The organism is Shewanella sp. FeAMO, assembly GCF_053653955.1.
Genome location: NZ_CM132201.1, coordinates 4,146,199 through 4,162,083, shown reverse-complemented (window position 1 = coordinate 4,162,083; position 15,885 = coordinate 4,146,199). Strand labels below are relative to the sequence as shown.

The following is a 15,885-nucleotide window of genomic DNA, read 5'->3' as shown; positions in this document are numbered from 1 at the left end:
CTTTTGCCGGTCGTTGCCTGTAAGGCACTTCCTGTTAAACAACCGGCGACCGCGCCATGAGTCAGGGCGCGGCAGTTATCCTGTTATTACTCGTTTATTGGGGTGTTCCCAACTGCTTTTTATCAATGCCTTCCTTAAGAGCCTTGCGCCAAATCTTTGGCCAGTTGCCGGACCGCGGCTGACTCGTCCAGCAGGAAGGAGCTGAAAAGCTCGGCGTCAACCCTGGCTTGTGCCAGCAACTTCAGCAGGCGTACACGTTCGTCTATGGTCAAGAGCTGCGAGGTCTCCGGCAGTCGCCCCTCATCGGCCAAATGTTTGAGGAAGGGGGCCGGGGCGCGGCCTTGGCTTACGGCGAAATAGACAGTGCTTTGCGGTGCTACGCCTATGCTGTCCAGCCAGGAGAGGGCCCAGTTTTCCTTGGCACTCTGAAAGGCTAACCCTGTGTCATAGTCGCTGTGACGCTTGTGTCCCACGCTTTGATCTTCCCAGCGCTGCGCCATCGAGAGACCACCCTCGGCAATGAGGTGGTTGACATAGGCCATCTCCACACTCGGCCGGTGAAGCCAATACAGGCTTTGGGTTCCAAGGCCTGCGAGAAATAGGGCCAAACCTCGCCCCTGCGCTTCAGGCAGCAGCCAGACAAAGTCGCTGAGCTCCGCCGCATCGGTGGGGTCGTCCGAGCGGCAAGGCGCCCAGTCCTGCAACTCGGCCGTGGCTTGGGGCGTCAAGGGCTCAAGCCCTTCGCCCGACGCCAGATAAGCCTTGAGTTGGCGGCAGAGGTTTTGCGCCTGCTGTTCGGTAAATGATTTGCTGAAGCTTTGCCGCAGGCAAAGATCAAACAGTTCGAAAAACGCCTGCGGCAAGGGAGTCTCGGGGAAGTTGGCCTTGAGATGACCAAAAAAGCTCAGCCTCGGCAGCTCGCGGCCAGAGTCAAGCGCTTGCAATAACTGCTGTTGTTGCTGCCAGAGGCGGCGGCCTATCATGCCGTCATCCTCTGGGTCGGCTTCGGCAAACCGGCTAAGCCTGGTGATATAACCTTGCCAGAAGCGTTTATCGGCCGGGCGATAGGCAGCCACTTGTTGTCCTGTCAGCAGGCAATGAGCATCGAGCTGCGCCTCGCTGACACCCAGCTTGAGCAGGTTTTGCCGCAATTCGGCCTCGATATGCTCATCGTCAATGGCCGGATAGAAGGCGTAGTCAGCCCAGCAATAATAAATTTTTTCAATCAGTTGTAGCGGATCCAACGTCAGCCATAGCTGCCAGTGCCTTTGTGCCAGGGTTTTTAAGGCCTGCCACTGCGGCGCTTCGAGCTCCGGGGCGCAGAGCAGGAAATACAGCGCCAACAAGCCGTTTTGGAATCCTTTATTACCATTGGACCACAAGAGTGCAATACGCTTTCCGTCCTTACTGGTATAGAGTATCTCAGAGGCAATTTGAGCCATCTTGGTAACATCGCCCTCGGTGTCTATATCCGTGAGCCAGCTCTTGAGAAGGCGATGTTCACGCCTTTTCTTTTGGTACTCCCCGCCCTCATAGAAGATATGGTGCTGAAACTGTAATGGCAGCTGCTGCGCCAGCCAGCGAAGCAGCGCCGCGGCCTCGTTGGCCTTGTCGGCTTCCGGGCTTAAGCTTTGGGGCGAGTTCAGGCGGCTCAGGCGATAGGCGGCATAGGCGCAGGCGCCAAGGCTCTTGGGCAGTTCGGCCAGCGCGCTTAGCATAGCCTCTCCTACTTCGGCATCCAGCTCTTCCAGCTCACCAATCCTGAGATAGTCTTCCGGCTCTTCCAGGTCATAAAATAGCTCGGCATAGTCAGAGTCCGGCTCGTTATCATACTGATCCCAGTCATAGTCCTCTGCCAGAGCCTGCTCTTCCCCGGTTTGCCATAGAGTATGGCGGTCGTCTTCCCGCCAGGCCTCTGCCACTATTACCAGAGGTTGGCTCTGCTCGCTCAGCTGCGCCAGCAAGGAAAGTGCTTCATCCTCTACCCGGCGACCCATGATCAATTGCTGCTTGACCCGATCCCGCCACAGTTCAGTGTCGTCAATGTCAGCCTCTACCGGCCAGTCGCCCAGACTGTAGAAGAACTCCAGTACCGGCTGGGTTTGTTCAAGCGGTTGTTCATTGGCATAGGCCAGCAGTGGCGTTTGTTCGAGACGTTTGAGCAGCTGCGCCTTAAACCAGGGGTAATCGTCCGGATGCCCGGCAAAATGTTCCAGTAGGCTGAGGTTGACTGAATCACCCTCAGTGGTCTGGAAAAAGCAGCGGCGATTCTGTTCGCCGTCGCAGTGCAGATAGGCGTGGATCAGTTCGCGGCGCCAGCCGAACTCCTCCACCAGTTTGCCCAGCAGTAACACAGGTTGGTAGAAGCTTTCCAAGTTCCAGTACGGCACCAGAAAGGCGGCCAGATAATGGCTCAGCTCGGGATATTGTCTGGCCAGCATGTAGAGGGCTTCCACCCCGAAGACGTTGTAGTCATCGATAAAGAGATCGCTGGAGTCATTGCGGTGGCGGGAGAAGGCCACCATGGCCTCGGCTGTGGCCTTGAGCTCGTCCAATAACTCAGGAAAGTTCAGCGCTGCGGCAAAGAGTACCGGCTCGGTGTAAAAGCTGAGTCTGTGATCCCGGCGGGCAGCATCTAGGGCGTGTTCCAACAAGGGGCGGTTGGCACCGGCATCGTCACGGTTAAGCGGCCTTTGCTGCTGATTGACGAACTCGATATTGAACAGCAAGGAGCCATTGAGCCGAAAGGCGCTGCCGTCGTTCAGGTGTTGCCGGTATTGCTGCAATGCCAGGGCGATGCTGGCGGGATCCTCTGGATTGAGGCTGACGCTGAGGGTCTTGTCGAACTGAGACATACTACTTCCTTGAAACTTGAGTCCTGCCCGGGCACAGCTACTCAGTGGAACTTGCAGCTGCAGCCTGGGGCCCGGCTAGTCTAACGACTGAGACCTTGAGGGTAAACGCCTTATCCGCCGCAGCGGCATTTTTGTGAAATTGGACGTGGCTTGAGGCCCAGTGTGGCGTAGCGCCCACTTTCCACCGGCAAGGGGCCTTGGCTGGCCGCAAGGGATTGCCCTTCCCAGAGCAACTGGCTAGGGTTAGGAGCAAATCACCGAGCTAATAAGGAAGCAGCATGGCGCCAAGAGTTTGTTCCAGTGCATTGGAAGCGGTATCCCTGATAGGGAATGATGAATATATCTGGACCCACTCTATGGGAGCCACCCCCAGAGTCTTGCTGGAGGTGCTGGCACAGCATGCCATGACGCGGCAGAACCTGACCTTGCTGCAACTGCATACCGAGGAAGCCGAGGCGTTGAGTGTGCCCGAGCTCAAGGGCCATCTGCGCCATCGCTGTTTCTTTGGCGGCGCCCCGACCCGCGCCCTGTTGGCCAGTGGTGAGGCGGATTATGTGCCTGTCTTTTTATCCGAGGTGCCCAAGCTGTTTCGCTCCGGCGAGCAACCCATAGATACGGCGCTGGTACAGGTGTCGCCGCCGGACAGCCATGGCAACTGTTCGCTGGGGATCAGTGTCGAAGCCAGCCGCGCCGCTTGCGATGTGGCCGGCCGCATCATAGCCCATATCAACCCGCAAATGCCGCGCACCCATGGCGACAGCTTTGTACCCTATGACCGCTTTGCCGCCGTGTATGAACAGAGTTCGCCTCTGCCTGAACACCCCATGGCCGGAGCCGATGCCATCAGCCAGGCTATCGGCAAGCATGTGGCCTCTCTGGTTGAAGACGGCGATTGCCTGCAGATGGGCATAGGTGCCATTCCGGATGCCGTATTGGGGCAGTTGGCAGACAGACGAAACTTAGGGATCCACACCGAGCTGTTTTCCGACGGCATTCTGGCGCTTTATCGCTCCGGGGCGATTAACAACAGCCGCAAGAAGGTGCATCCGGGGAAGTTGGTCACCGGCTTTGCGCTTGGCAGCCGCGCCCTCTATGACTTTGTCGATGACAACCCCGAAGTACTGTTTCTGGATATAGAGCAGGTTAATGACACCTCGGTTATCCGCCGCAACCCGCAGGTAATGGCCATCAACTCGGCGCTGCAAGTGGATATTTCCGGCCAGGTGTGCGCCGACTCCATAGGTACCCGAATCTATTCCGGGGTAGGCGGGCAGATGGACTTTATTCGCGGCGCCGGTCTCTCTCCCGGCGGGCGCTCGGTTATCGCCCTGCCGAGCACGGCCGCCAATGGCGCGGTTTCCCGTATCGCGCCTGTGCTGAGCCCAGGTGCCGGGGTGGTGACTACCCGGGCCCATGTGCACTATATTGCCACCGAATATGGTTGTGCCAACCTCAGGGGCCGCAGTATCCGCGAGCGGGCCAGAGCCTTAATCGACATAGCGCATCCGGATTTTCGCGAATCCCTGTGCCGGGAGACATTCGAGCTCTGGGGTTTGAGTATTTGAGTTAACGCTCATTACGTAAAATTTAACGCTGTTATCATGGTGTTAACTTTGTATACCGGGTAAGATGCGGTCAATCTCTTATCGCGGTAGGTTCCATGAGCGACAGCAGCTTCTTTTTGGGTGATTGGCAGGTCGATCCCGGCAGCAATAGTTTGCGGCTGGGAAAGCGCTTGCGACAGTTGGAACCCAAAGCCATGGATGTGCTGCTGTACCTGTGTCGTCGCAGCGGTGAGGTAGTTAGCAGCGATGAGCTGCTGGATGCCTGTTGGCCCGGCAGCGACACGGGCGATAACCCGCTGCACAAGACCATCAATCAGCTGCGCCGGGCGCTGGACGACAAGGCCGGCGATCCTTCTTTCATCGAAACTATCCGCAAACGCGGCTATCGAATTGTAGCCGATGTCCGTTTCCCCATCGGCCACGAAGCCAGTTTGCCGTCGCTGGCCTGGAGCCTGGGCTCACCATTTCCCGGGTTAAAACCCTTTAGCGCCGATTATGCCGGGGTGTTTTTCGGCCGCAGCGAACAGATCAACGCCTTACTGGAACGCATAGCCCGGCAGATTAAACATGGCCGCGGGTTTTGCTTGCTGCTTGGCCCCAGCGGCAGCGGTAAGTCGTCGCTGATCAACGCAGGTATTTTGCCAAATCTGGCTTCGCCTCAGGGCTTTCACGGCATAGGCCTGGCCTGCTATTCGATACTGGATCTGGCCGATGTCGCCGAAGATCAACTGCTGCTGGAATTGGCCGCCGCCATGCTTGACTGGGAGCTGGACGATGCGCCGGTATTGGCCGGCTATAGCGCCGAAACGCTGGCTCATGCACTGGAACAGGATATCGACAGCCTCTGCGCCCAACTCTGCCAGGCGCTGCCGTCCCAAAGTTGGGAGAAGCCCAGGTTCGGCCTGTTTGTCGACCGTCTGGAAGTGCTGCTGTCTTCGCCGCGCTTCTCGGCCGCCGCCCGTGAGCAGGGGCTGGCGCTGCTCGACACCCTGGCGCGTTCCGGAGCCGTATTGCTGCTCAGCGCCTGTCGCAATGAGTTCTACCCTCAGGTGGTTGCCAGCCCCAGCTTGATGGCGGGCAAGGGCAATGGCGCCCATTTCGACCTCTTGCCGCCCAGCCGTCAGGAACTGTTGCAGATGATACGCTTGCCGGCCGCAGCCGCAGGCTTGAGTTGGGAATTTGACCCTGAATCGGCACTGGGCTTGGATGAGCTGCTGTGCCGTGAGGCCGCCAGTAACCCGGATGCCCTGCCCATGTTGCAGTATATGCTGCAGGCCCTGTATCTGCAGCGTAGTGACGACAACCAGTTGCAACTGGCGGTTTATCACCGCCTGGGTGGGCTGGCCGGAGCCATAGGCCAGGCCGCCGAAGATGCCATCGCTTCCTTGGCGAGCTCGCAAAGGGCGGCCCTGCCGCGGGTGCTGTCGCTGCTGGTGACCCTCAGGGAAGATGAGCAGTCGGTCACCAGTCGCAGTGCCAGATATTCCGAATTGGCCACGGATGCCGAGCGCGCCTTGGTTCAGGCCTTGGTCGACAGTCGGCTGTTTGTCTCCCATCTGGAGGACAGCGAACCCGGTTTCAGCATAGCCCATGAAGCCTTGCTCAGACGCTGGTCCAGGGCCAGAGACTGGATAGATAGCCACAGGGAAGGGCTGGCGGCCAAGGCCAGGTTGTTCCATCAGGCCAGGCGCTGGCAGCAACAGCAGTGCAGCCGCGATTTTCTGCTGCCCCAGGGAAAGCCGCTGACCGAAGCGCTGGCGCTGAAAAACGATCCCCTGCTTGAGCTGGATCCTGTCAGCGAAAGCTATGTTGCCGCCTCCAGCGCCAGAGGGCAGCGCCAGCGGCGCCTCAAGGGCGCGACCTTCATGCTTTTATGCCTCTTGACCCTCATCTCGGTATTCATGAGTTATCGCAGCGTTGAAGCCGAGCAGCAGGCGCAGGCCAAGCGCCTGGCGGCAGAAGACTTGCTGGGCTTTATGGTGGGCGACTTTGCCGACAAGCTGCGCAGCATAGGCCGGATGGATCTGCTTGATGGTGTCAGCAACAAGGCGCTGGATTATTTTCGCGAGGCCGACAGCAGCCTGAGTGAGGCGGCGCTGTTTCGCCATGGCCAGACACTGGAAGCCATGGGTGAGGTGGCCTATTCCCGTGGCCGGGTGGATGAAGCGGAAAAGGCGCTGCTGGCCGCCAGAGACAAACTCTTGCCACTGCTGTCCGGCAGTACAGATCAGCTGGAGCTGTTAAAGACCCTTGGCGCCAATGCCTTTTGGCTTGGGCAACTCAAGTATGACCAGAGCGATTGGCAGGGCACCCGCCCCTGGTTCGAGGCTTATCTGCAACACAGTCTGGCCATGTACCGACTGGCGCCGGACAACAGCGAAGCGCTGATGGAGCTCTCCTACGCCCATAACTCTCTGGGGTCCTTATCGATGAAGCTGCAGGATTTCAGCAAGGCGCGCCAGGGCTTTGAAGAATCGCTGCGGCTCAAGCTGATCGCACTGGCCGAGTCGCCGGATGACCCTCAGCGTCTGGCAGATGTCGCCAATGCTCGCTCCTGGCTAGCCAGGTCTTCGAGTGCAGAAGGGGATATTCAAGCAGCCATCGCCATTCATAGGCAGATAGCCGAAGAGTTAAAGCGGCAGGCTCAGGGAGAACCCTATCAACTATATAGATTATCCGGAAATCTGGAGATCTTGGCTCAGTTGTACAGAGCGGTGCAGCAAACCGAATTGGCCAAAGAGAGCGCAATGGAAGCCAGTCGGGCTATTGCTGCCGCGCTTGAGGCCGATCCGGAAAATGAGCGCTGGCGAATGCAGCAATCTTTTGTTGAGGTGTTACTGGTTAGCTTGCTACCGGCATCAACAGAAAAAACAGCCATGCTTAATGCCCTCAGAGGGCATCTGGCCAGTAAGCCGTCAAGCGAAACCTCGACTAAGCAGCTTAAATTGGAGGCTCGTTTTTGGTTGGTCGCTGCCAATGAGCGGCTCGAACAAGGTGATTATCAGCAAGCTCATAAGCTTGCTCTGTTGGCAGAAGCGTTTTTTACAGCATTAGGACAGAAAACGGTTTTGGGCACTGTCGATATGGGAGCCCTGGCCGAGGCTGGGCTTGTAACCGCCTATAGTGTGTCCATGTTAAATAACGATATAAGCTTTGCCTATACTCACTGCCAGAAAGTCGGCCGAATGCTGCAACCATGGGTCACTGTGAATCGTGATGCCCGTATACTCGCGCCTTATGCTATGGCTTTGGATTGCATGGATGACCAACAGGAACTGTTGAAAATGAAGGCTAAATATGAGCCTCTTGGTTATCGTTTTAGTCAATTTAAATACCCCCTCAAAAACTAACCAGAAACAAGGATGAAGCTATGTCTGTACCCGTAAAAAATATCATTGTAACCATTACTCTGGATGATAACCGCGTGCCTCAGTTTGCCTATGAGCCGGACGGCCCAGTAGTGGTAGATAAGCCCAATACTCATATTATCTATAAGCTGCAGGACAAGACTGATATGGATCTGGCCTTTGTCGGCGCCTCCTTCGATACCCCCTTCGACGGCATTATCGATGCGGTCAAGACCGAGGCCCCGGATATGTTGATACTAATGGATACCAACTCTGTGGTGGGCAAGACAGGCTTTAGACTGATCCTCAGTAACAGCAGCAACACTCTGCTGGTTTCAAGCCAAGATCCCGAAGTCGTGAATACCGGAAACGACTGAGTAAGCTTATGTTGCTGAAAGGGTGTTTAATCCAAGCTTAATTACATTAACCTGGGTGGCTTCAGTCCTGAAACCACCCAATCAGTTTTTCATCTCCACATAAGGCATGTGGAGCGAATTGACATGGAGTCGTTATGCGTATTGCTTTGATGGTCAGCGTGCTGCTGGCAAGCTTTCCCCTGGCACTGAGTGCCGCTACTCAGGCCGAGATCGATCTGGCGATGGCACCGGTAAAGAGTGACGCCGAGTTGCAACTCTTGCTGGCCGAGCCTTCGCCGTTGGAGCCCTTGGGGCAGTCTTTACCCGCCTTTATCAATAGTTTGGTGTTTGATAAGCAGGGCCTGGTAAAGCTGGATCGCCGGCTGTTGCAACAACCACTGAGTGCTTCGGAAGTCTATCGGATCCTGGCGCTGTTTGGCTGGCAGTCACGGATGGCCGAGTTTGACCAGGCGGCGCAGCTGAGCCAAACCGACAACCTATTGTTGAGGCCGCGTTTACCTTACTGTGATGTCAGTGAGCCCGTGGTGCTGAGTGTCACTCTGGATAGCGCCCGGCAGGCGAGCTTTCACTATTCACAGCAGGGCGTGGAGTGCAGTGGTGATGTGGTGGTCAGTGAACCAGCGGTGATCACCTACCAACTGTTGAACCTGGATAATTCTCCGGCCGGGCTGAAATTTGTCGGTGCCGCCTTCACCAATCCCTTCGATGGTCATATCGATCGGGTCGAGGTCAGCGCCGATGGCCTGACGCTGCAGCTGCATGATCCTATGCGCAATACAGGCACAGGCAAGTATCAATTCCTGTTCAGCAGTGAGGAATCGCCGCTCCTGTTGGCCAGCCCGGATCCTCAAGTCGTGAATACCGGAAACGACTGAGTAATTTTATGTTGCTGAAAGGGTGTTTAATCCAAGCTTGATTACATTAACCTGGGTGGCTTCTGTCCTGAAACCACCCAATCAGTTTTTCATCTCCACATAAGGCATGTGGAGCGAATTGACATGGAGTCGTTATGCGTATTGCTTTGATGGTCAGCGTGCTGCTGGCAAGCTTTCCCCTGGCACTGAGTGCCGCTACTCAGGCCGAGATCGATCTGGCGATGGCACCGGTAAAGAGTGATGCCGAGTTGCAACTCTTGCTGGCCGAGCCTTCACCGTTGGAGCCCTTGGGGCAGTCTTTACCCGCCTTTATCAATAGCTTGGTGTTTGACGAGCAGGGCCTGGTAAAGCTGGATCGCCGGCTGTTGCAACAACCACTGAGTGCTTCGGAAGTCTATCGGATCCTGGCGCTGTTTGGCTGGCAGTCACGGATGACCGAGTTTGACCAGGCGGCGCAGCTGAGCCAAACCGACAACCTATTGTTGAGGCCGCGTTTACCTTACTGTGATGTCAGTGAGCCCGTGGTGCTGAGTGTTACTCTGGATAGCGCCCGGCAGGCGAGCTTTCACTATTCACAGCGGGGCGTGGAGTGCAGTGGTGATGTGGTGGTCAGTGAACCAGCGGTGATCACCTACCAACTGTTGAACCTGGAAGATTCTCCGGCCGGGCTGAAATTTGTCGGTGCCGCCTTCACCAATCCCTTCGATGGTCATATCGATCGGGTCGAGGTCAGCGCCGATGGCCTGATGCTGCAGCTGCATGATCCTATGCGCAATACAGGCACAGGCAAGTATCAATTCCTGTTCAGCAGTGAGGAATCGCCACTCTTGCTGGCCAGCCCGGATCCGGAGGTTATTAATCGACCAGAACTTTAAATCCGGCTTGATTGCATTAGTCGGAGTGGTGTCTGTCTCAGATACCACTCATTAGAGATATTCTGCTTGTTCTCGTTTCAGTGTGGGGGCTCTAATCTTAAAGCTGTCACTAAGGATATAAAGTAATTATTCCCTCCGATCCGTGCCGATCGGGGGATTCTTTCCCGCCTGAAAAGCTCCTATGGTTGCCAATCATTGCCGCATTTCTGTGATTGAACGCCTTTCCTGCCTACAGAAGGTTTGAATTATTAACGATATTTTTCAATAAATTACATCGTAAGCTTATCAGAAGGTTTGCCTTGTACGTACGCGCTAGAGTTATCCCTGTCGAAATTGAACAACCCGCAGGTCGGGAGGGAGAACAGCATGGCAAGCCCCTACAGCAATGAAGCTGGTTTTAGTCAGTGTGAGTGTGACAGCGAGGCTCTGGCGACCCTGATTGAGTGCATGCAGCAACCTATGGTGCTGGCCGATGGTGAGGGCAAAGTGCTGGCGGTGAACTCTCCGGCGGCCGAGCTGCTGGGTGACCAGAGCGAAACCTTTGCCGGTGAATTTTGGCATACCTGGTTGGCGGCGCCTTATCGTAGCCGCTACGCCAGCATGTTCAGCAGCCAATACGGTCGCCAGGTACCGCTGCAACATGGCCCCTGGGAGGTATTGCTCAGACGTGTCGATGGGGTGGAGCTGCCGGTGAATCTGTCGCTTTCCTTTATTCAGGGCTTGCTGCCGCTGTTTGTGATTGGTTTGCATGATCTCAGCGGCCACAGGGATGAGATTAAACGCCTGTCCACCCTGGCTGCGACCGACTATTTGACCGGACTGGCCAATCGCCGCACCTTTACCGAGACACTGGAACGCCAGTGGCAGCAGTGCGTCGATAAGCACAAGCCCATCAGCACCTTGATCATAGACGCCGACCATTTCAAACAGTTCAACGATCAGCATGGTCACCTGATGGGGGACGAATGCCTAAAATTGATGGCTAAGACCATAGCCGCGGCGTTGCCATCGCCCCAGTGTCTGGCGGCGCGTTTTGGCGGTGAGGAGTTCGCCCTGGTGTTGCCCGGATTCAACAGCGCCATGGCCTGGGTGGTGGCCGAGCAGATAGCCGAGGCCATTCGTAGCCTGGACTTTGTCAAATTGGGGCTGAGCCGTGAGGTATGTGTCAGTGTCAGCCAGGGGATTGCCACTGAGATCAATGGCCAGTACCGCACGGCCGAGGCCATGCTCAGCGCGGCGGACACAGCCCTGTACCGGGCCAAGAGCGATGGCCGCGACAGGATCAAGTTATCCGCCTGAGGAGGAGAGGATGAACTGGTATGTGATGACGCTGATGCCCAGCGCCCGGGAGCGGGCCGACTGGTTTGTCAATATTCAGCTGCGGCGCTACTGCCATTCGCCGAAAAAAGCCGCCCTGAGACTGTGGAAGGGCTACTGCACCGAGCCTTTGGTAAGGCAACTGCTGAGCGACTTACAACAGATAGCCGCGGCTGAGGGGCAACTCCCGGCGGAAGAGCAACGCTATTTGCAGGCCTTGTTGGCCCACTTCGACTGGTTGGCGAGTCAGCAACAGATGCGTTTGAGCCTCTCCTGAGCCTCACTGTGAAAGTGATAGAGGGCATCCTGAGGTTTGTCCTGACGCCAAAGTGCCTTGTCATCCAGGCCCAGCAACAGGGCGCGCAGGACAATCCCTGTCAGGCCGTGCGACACAAGGATCACCCGCTCCGGGGTTGCCGGATCGGTCAGCCAATGTGCCAGCCGCTGTTGCACCTGGAGTAGTGTTTCTGCGCCCGGGCCCTGCAGATACCAGTCATTGCGCCCGGCAAGCTCGGGTCTGGCGGCGTGGATATCGGCGACCCGGGTCTGCTCCCATTCACCTAAACCGCATTCAATCACCCTGGGCTCGGCAATAATGGCGCCGGGCTCCCGGCAAAGCACCTCTGCCACCAGAGTCGCCGTTTCCATGGCCCTTCCCAGCGGGCTGGAAACCAACTGAAATTCGTGTTCAGGATTTCCTGCCGATTGCCGCAGCTGTTGTTGCAGGACAACACCATAAGCTCTTGCCTGCGCCCTGCCGAGTTCGGTCAGCGGCGAGTTACAGTGTCCCTGCAGCTTACCGGCGGCATTAAACTCAGTCTGGCCGTGGCGTAGTATAAATATTTCCTTTGGCATGGCGGTCAATTCCCGATACTGCTTAAACGGTTGGCTGCGAAAGAGGGTACTCCCCAGCTGCGGAAGGAGCAAGCTGGGGCTGAATACTAGTGGCCCACTTGCCATGGGCTTCCTGTCCATCTGCACCACAGGTGATGGGCAGCAGCTTAGCCAGCAGCTAAACCAGCAGATAAACCCAAGGTCATTGGTTAGTTTTTGCCTGAAGCTATGATAGCCGCTGTACCAGCGGCCTAAGGTCGTGGAGCAAGTGCATCCATGCACAAGGGCCAGTTCGCCATCCCTGGCTCTCGCTCATAGCCACGTTATTTGCACCAACGACTTTCGGCGACACCGAGGGGGAGAGGAGGTGTAATTCTTTCCACACAGAGTCGTTTTAAGCTGCAGACAGACGCCTATTTTCCAAGCACAGGCGGGACTGTGACCTTCCGAGCCAGGGATGGCGAGGCAGAGCTTACACGGACGTACTCGCAGCGAGTCACAGGATCGCCTGTGCATAAGCCTGCGGCAGGCAATGAGCAACATCCGTCGCCGGAAGCTCGGGCAATATTAGCTTAGATACTTTTAGCTGGAAGCCATGATCGCCGCTGTGCCAGCGGCCTAAGGCCGTGGAGCTTCGCCCCACACCCGAGGAAAGGGGGCTGTATCGACTCGCCCCCTTTCCAAACCCCCAGCGACCCGCGACGCAGCGGAAAACCCCTTGTGCTTATGATGCCAATTCGCTATCGCACCAGACGCTCATCCCTGATTCGACTGGCGCTGCTTCGGCATCCATGCCTCGCTACGCGATTGTCATCAACGCCCTGCGGCCGCTTCGAGCGGGAGCCGGTGCAATTCTGTAATAATAGCGTTGCTTGAAATTGCTTATATACCCACAGACATACGCCTAATTCTAGGCACAGGTGGAACTGTGACAGTCGAAAACAGGGACGTTTTCGTCGAGGCTACAGGGACGTATTCACGCCGTGTCACAGGATTGCCTGTGCGAGAGCGCACCGCAGGTGATGGGCTGCAACTTAGTTGGCAGCTAAGACCAAGTTCATTGGTGAGTTTTGGCTTAAAGCCATGATAGCCGCTGTGCCAGCGGCCTAAAGTCGTGGTGTTCCACACCGGGCAAGGGGCTTTGCTTGTCCAAAGCCCCTTGCATCCCCAAGGACACCCCGACGTAGCCGAAATCCCCGCTGGCTTATGAAGCAAATTGGCTACACTCAGGACTCGCCAAATGCATCCATGCATAAGGGCCAGCTCGCCATCCCAGGCTCTCGCTCATAAGCTTGTTGCTTCGCAACATTCGCCTTGCTCGACCTTCGAGCCTCGACATCCCTGTCTCGGCTACGCCAATTTGCAACAACCCCAGCAGCGGCTCCGAAGGGGAATTGGTGCAATTCTATTAGCACTGAGTAGCTGGAAGCATTTCAGAGTTCTGCAGATATACACCTAATTCCAGGCACAGGTGGAACTGTGACCGTCGAAAACAAGGATGTTTTCGTCGAGGCTACAGGGACGTATTCACGCCGTGTCACAGGATCGCCTGTGCGAGAGGCGCACCGCAGGTGATGGGCTGCAGTTTTGTGAGCAACTAAGACCAAGTTTATTGGTGAGTTTTGGCTTAAAGCCATGATAGCCGCTGTACCAGCGGCCTAAAGTCGTGGTGTTCCACACCACACCGGGCAAGGGGCTTTGCTTGTCCAAAGCCCCTTGCATCCCCAAGGACACCCCGACGTAGCCGAAATCCCTGCTGGCTTATGAAGCAAATTGGCTACACTCAGGACTCGCCAAATGCATCCATGCATAACGGCCAGCTCGCCTTCCTTGGCTCGCGCTCATAAGCTTGTTGCTTCGCAACATTCGCCCTGCTCGACCTTCGAGCCTCAACATCCCTGTCTCGGCTACGCCAATTTGCAACAACACCCGCAGCGGCTCCGAAGGGGGAATTGGTGCAATTCTGCAATTATAGCGTTGCTTGAAATTGCTTATATACCTACAGACATACGCCTATTTCCCAGGCACAGGATTGTCTGTGTAAAAAGTTGTTCTTGGCAGCGCCGCTATCGGAGGAGGGAATAACTTGGTTTCCGGCGGTTTTTTTCATCAGCAATGAAAAAGACCCAACTCACGTTGGGTCTTTGGGGACTTTAAAATTAACGAGATTTTGTCGCTCAGGTTGGCGGCAAACGCCTTAAGCCTGTTGCGGTTCCACTTCCCGATAATGATCTTGCATGGTGTAAGAGCGGGCGTAGAGCGCAAACACCAAGGCGGCCAGCAGGGCGAAGCCGGCGAAGAAGAACATCTGGAAGGCGGTGACACTCAGGCCGGTTTCGGCAATCTGATTGGTCACGGCATCGCTCTTGACGCTAGCGTTGGCCAATAGCACCCAGAGGTTGCCCACAGTGACCGACAGTGTCCAGAAGCTCATGATGCTGCCTTTCATCGACTTGGGTGCCTGGCTGTAGGCAAATTCCAATCCTGTGGCAGAAACCAGTACTTCACCGAAAGTCAGCAGTGCATAAGGCAGTACTTGCCAGGTGATGGACATGGGGGTGCCGCCATCCATCATCAGCTGAATGCTGCCTATCACTATCCAGGAAAGGCCGGAGAAGGCGATACCGGCGCCCATTTTACGCAGGGCATTGAGGCGCACGCCGCTGCGCTCCAGCATGGGGTAGAGCACAAAGTTATTGAAGGGGATCAGCAGCATAACCAGCAGTGGGTTAAGCGCCTGCATCATGGCCGGCTCAAACCAGTCCGGCTTGACCATGTCGTTGGCCTGTAAAATCCAGGTAGAAGCCTTTTGATCGAACAGCGACCAGAAGGGGGTGACCAAGGCAAACAGGATTAAGATGCGGAATACGGCGCGCACACCGTCCACTGCCTCGAGCGGGTGTTGATTGCGGGCCCGCTCAAGCTGCATGGAGGCGCCTATGCCGACAAAACCCATCAAGAGCACCATTGCCAGACACAAGGCGGTCACCACTCCCAGGCTGTTGTATTGGGTGAGGGAAAACAGCGCCAGCAGTATGCCTATGGCACTCAGCAGTAAACCTGTATTGGCCTTGCCGGGTACCGGAGTGAAGATGGCGCTCTTGAGCACTGGCAGGAAGCCGTGTGGATCTTTAGGTTCGGGTTGCTGGTGGACATAACGTTTACGGCCGCCCCAGAAGAATACCGTGGCGATAAACATCAATACCCCAGGGATACCGAAGGCCACTGAAGGGCCGAAGAATTTCAGCAGCAGCGGCATCGACAGCGAGGCGAAGAAGGAGCCGAAGTTGATGGTGAAATAGAACATGTCGAAGGCTTTTTGCGCCAACGACTTATTGCTCTGATCGAACTGATCGCCCATGAAAGAGGATACCAGCGGTTTGATGCCGCCCGACCCCAGGGCTATCAGAAACAGGCCCGAGTAGAAGCCGGTTTTGCTGGTTTCGAAAATCGCCAGGAAGGCATGGCCAATCACATAGACTATGCTGAGCCACAAAATGGTGTGGTATTTACCGAAGAAACGGTCGGCCAGCCAGCCCCCCAGGAGAGGGAAGAAATACACCCCGATCACAAAGGAGTGGAACACATCTTTGGCTTCGCCCTGACGCAGTTCTTCCGGCACAGACAGCAGCAGAGCCGTCATCAGGAAGGGAGTCAGAATATTGCGCATGCCGTAAAAACTGAAGCGCTCGCAGGCTTCACTGGCAATGATAAAGGGGATCTGCCGCGGCCAGCGTGCAGAGGAAGGTGAGCTCATAATGTACCTTGGTTATTGTCGATTCTAATAAAGGTTGCAGCTATATGCGCATAATCCGGCTTTCCATTCAACTCCGGCCATGA

The 15,885-nt window shown here is 56.2% G+C and carries 10 protein-coding genes; 7 read left to right on the top strand and 3 right to left on the bottom strand.

The annotated features are described in order from the left end of the window. Window positions 1–134: 134 nt before the first annotated feature. Window positions 135–2,855 (bottom strand): hypothetical protein, encoded by a 2,721-nt coding sequence (locus ACWAU4_RS18710; protein ID WP_208125110.1) that lies wholly within the window; start codon window positions 2,853–2,855, stop codon window positions 135–137. A gap of 278 nt (window positions 2,856–3,133) precedes the next feature. On the opposite strand from ACWAU4_RS18710, the gene ACWAU4_RS18705 reads away from it, so the two are divergent. The 7 genes from ACWAU4_RS18705 (at window position 3,134) to ACWAU4_RS18675 (ending at window position 11,488) form a co-directional block, all read left to right on the top strand. After that, window positions 3,134–4,420 (top strand): acetyl-CoA hydrolase/transferase family protein, encoded by a 1,287-nt coding sequence (locus ACWAU4_RS18705; protein WP_208125109.1) that lies wholly within the window; start codon window positions 3,134–3,136, stop codon window positions 4,418–4,420. A 95-nt stretch (window positions 4,421–4,515) separates the two neighbouring features. Then, complete coding sequence (locus ACWAU4_RS18700) at window positions 4,516–7,770, top strand: nSTAND1 domain-containing NTPase (RefSeq protein ID WP_432497872.1); 3,255 nt, start codon at window positions 4,516–4,518, stop codon at window positions 7,768–7,770. A 20-nt stretch (window positions 7,771–7,790) separates the two neighbouring features. Then, window positions 7,791–8,144, top strand: coding sequence for a DP-EP family protein (locus tag ACWAU4_RS18695; RefSeq protein WP_071476765.1), 354 nt, complete (start codon window positions 7,791–7,793; stop codon window positions 8,142–8,144). A gap of 134 nt (window positions 8,145–8,278) precedes the next feature. Beyond that, window positions 8,279–9,019 carry a DP-EP family protein gene (locus ACWAU4_RS18690; RefSeq protein ID WP_208194533.1) on the top strand — a complete coding sequence of 247 codons (741 nt, stop codon included), beginning with the start codon at window positions 8,279–8,281 and terminating at the stop codon, window positions 9,017–9,019. A 134-nt stretch (window positions 9,020–9,153) separates the two neighbouring features. Continuing rightward, on the top strand, window positions 9,154–9,894 hold the full coding sequence (locus ACWAU4_RS18685; RefSeq protein WP_208193494.1) for a DP-EP family protein: 741 nt from the start codon (window positions 9,154–9,156) through the stop codon (window positions 9,892–9,894). Window positions 9,895–10,260: 366 nt separating this feature from the next. Next, window positions 10,261–11,193 carry a sensor domain-containing diguanylate cyclase gene (locus ACWAU4_RS18680; protein WP_025011740.1) on the top strand — a complete coding sequence of 311 codons (933 nt, stop codon included), beginning with the start codon at window positions 10,261–10,263 and terminating at the stop codon, window positions 11,191–11,193. Between the two features lie 10 nt (window positions 11,194–11,203). After that, the gene (locus ACWAU4_RS18675) at window positions 11,204–11,488 is read left to right on the top strand and encodes a hypothetical protein (protein ID WP_101095660.1); all 285 of its coding nucleotides are present in this window, start codon (window positions 11,204–11,206) and stop codon (window positions 11,486–11,488) included. On the opposite strand, the gene ACWAU4_RS18670 is transcribed toward ACWAU4_RS18675, so the two are convergent. Together ACWAU4_RS18670 and ACWAU4_RS18665 are read right to left on the bottom strand one after the other, a co-directional pair. Further along, window positions 11,458–12,066, bottom strand: coding sequence for a histidine phosphatase family protein (locus ACWAU4_RS18670; RefSeq protein WP_208194532.1), 609 nt, complete (start codon window positions 12,064–12,066; stop codon window positions 11,458–11,460). The genes ACWAU4_RS18675 and ACWAU4_RS18670 overlap by 31 nt on opposite strands. Before the next feature lie 2,176 nt (window positions 12,067–14,242). Further along, window positions 14,243–15,802, bottom strand: a complete 1,560-nt coding sequence (locus tag ACWAU4_RS18665; protein WP_144131588.1) for a POT-type proton-dependent oligopeptide transporter — start codon at window positions 15,800–15,802, stop codon at window positions 14,243–14,245. Window positions 15,803–15,885 lie beyond the last annotated feature (83 nt).

Bases quoted from the DNA above. Each gene is read 5' to 3' on its own strand.
- ACWAU4_RS18705 (WP_208125109.1), top strand. From the start codon at position 3,134: ATGGCGCCAAGAGTTTGTTCCAGTGCATTGGAAGCGGTATCCCTGATA.
- ACWAU4_RS18670 (WP_208194532.1), bottom strand. From the start codon at position 12,066: ATGCCAAAGGAAATATTTATACTACGCCACGGCCAGACTGAGTTTAAT.
- ACWAU4_RS18675 (WP_101095660.1), top strand. From the start codon at position 11,204: ATGAACTGGTATGTGATGACGCTGATGCCCAGCGCCCGGGAGCGGGCC.
- ACWAU4_RS18665 (WP_144131588.1), bottom strand. From the start codon at position 15,802: ATGAGCTCACCTTCCTCTGCACGCTGGCCGCGGCAGATCCCCTTTATC.
- ACWAU4_RS18690 (WP_208194533.1), top strand. From the start codon at position 8,279: ATGCGTATTGCTTTGATGGTCAGCGTGCTGCTGGCAAGCTTTCCCCTG.
- ACWAU4_RS18700 (WP_432497872.1), top strand. From the start codon at position 4,516: ATGAGCGACAGCAGCTTCTTTTTGGGTGATTGGCAGGTCGATCCCGGC.
- ACWAU4_RS18695 (WP_071476765.1), top strand. From the start codon at position 7,791: ATGTCTGTACCCGTAAAAAATATCATTGTAACCATTACTCTGGATGAT.
- ACWAU4_RS18680 (WP_025011740.1), top strand. From the start codon at position 10,261: ATGGCAAGCCCCTACAGCAATGAAGCTGGTTTTAGTCAGTGTGAGTGT.
- ACWAU4_RS18710 (WP_208125110.1), bottom strand. From the start codon at position 2,855: ATGTCTCAGTTCGACAAGACCCTCAGCGTCAGCCTCAATCCAGAGGAT.
- ACWAU4_RS18685 (WP_208193494.1), top strand. From the start codon at position 9,154: ATGCGTATTGCTTTGATGGTCAGCGTGCTGCTGGCAAGCTTTCCCCTG.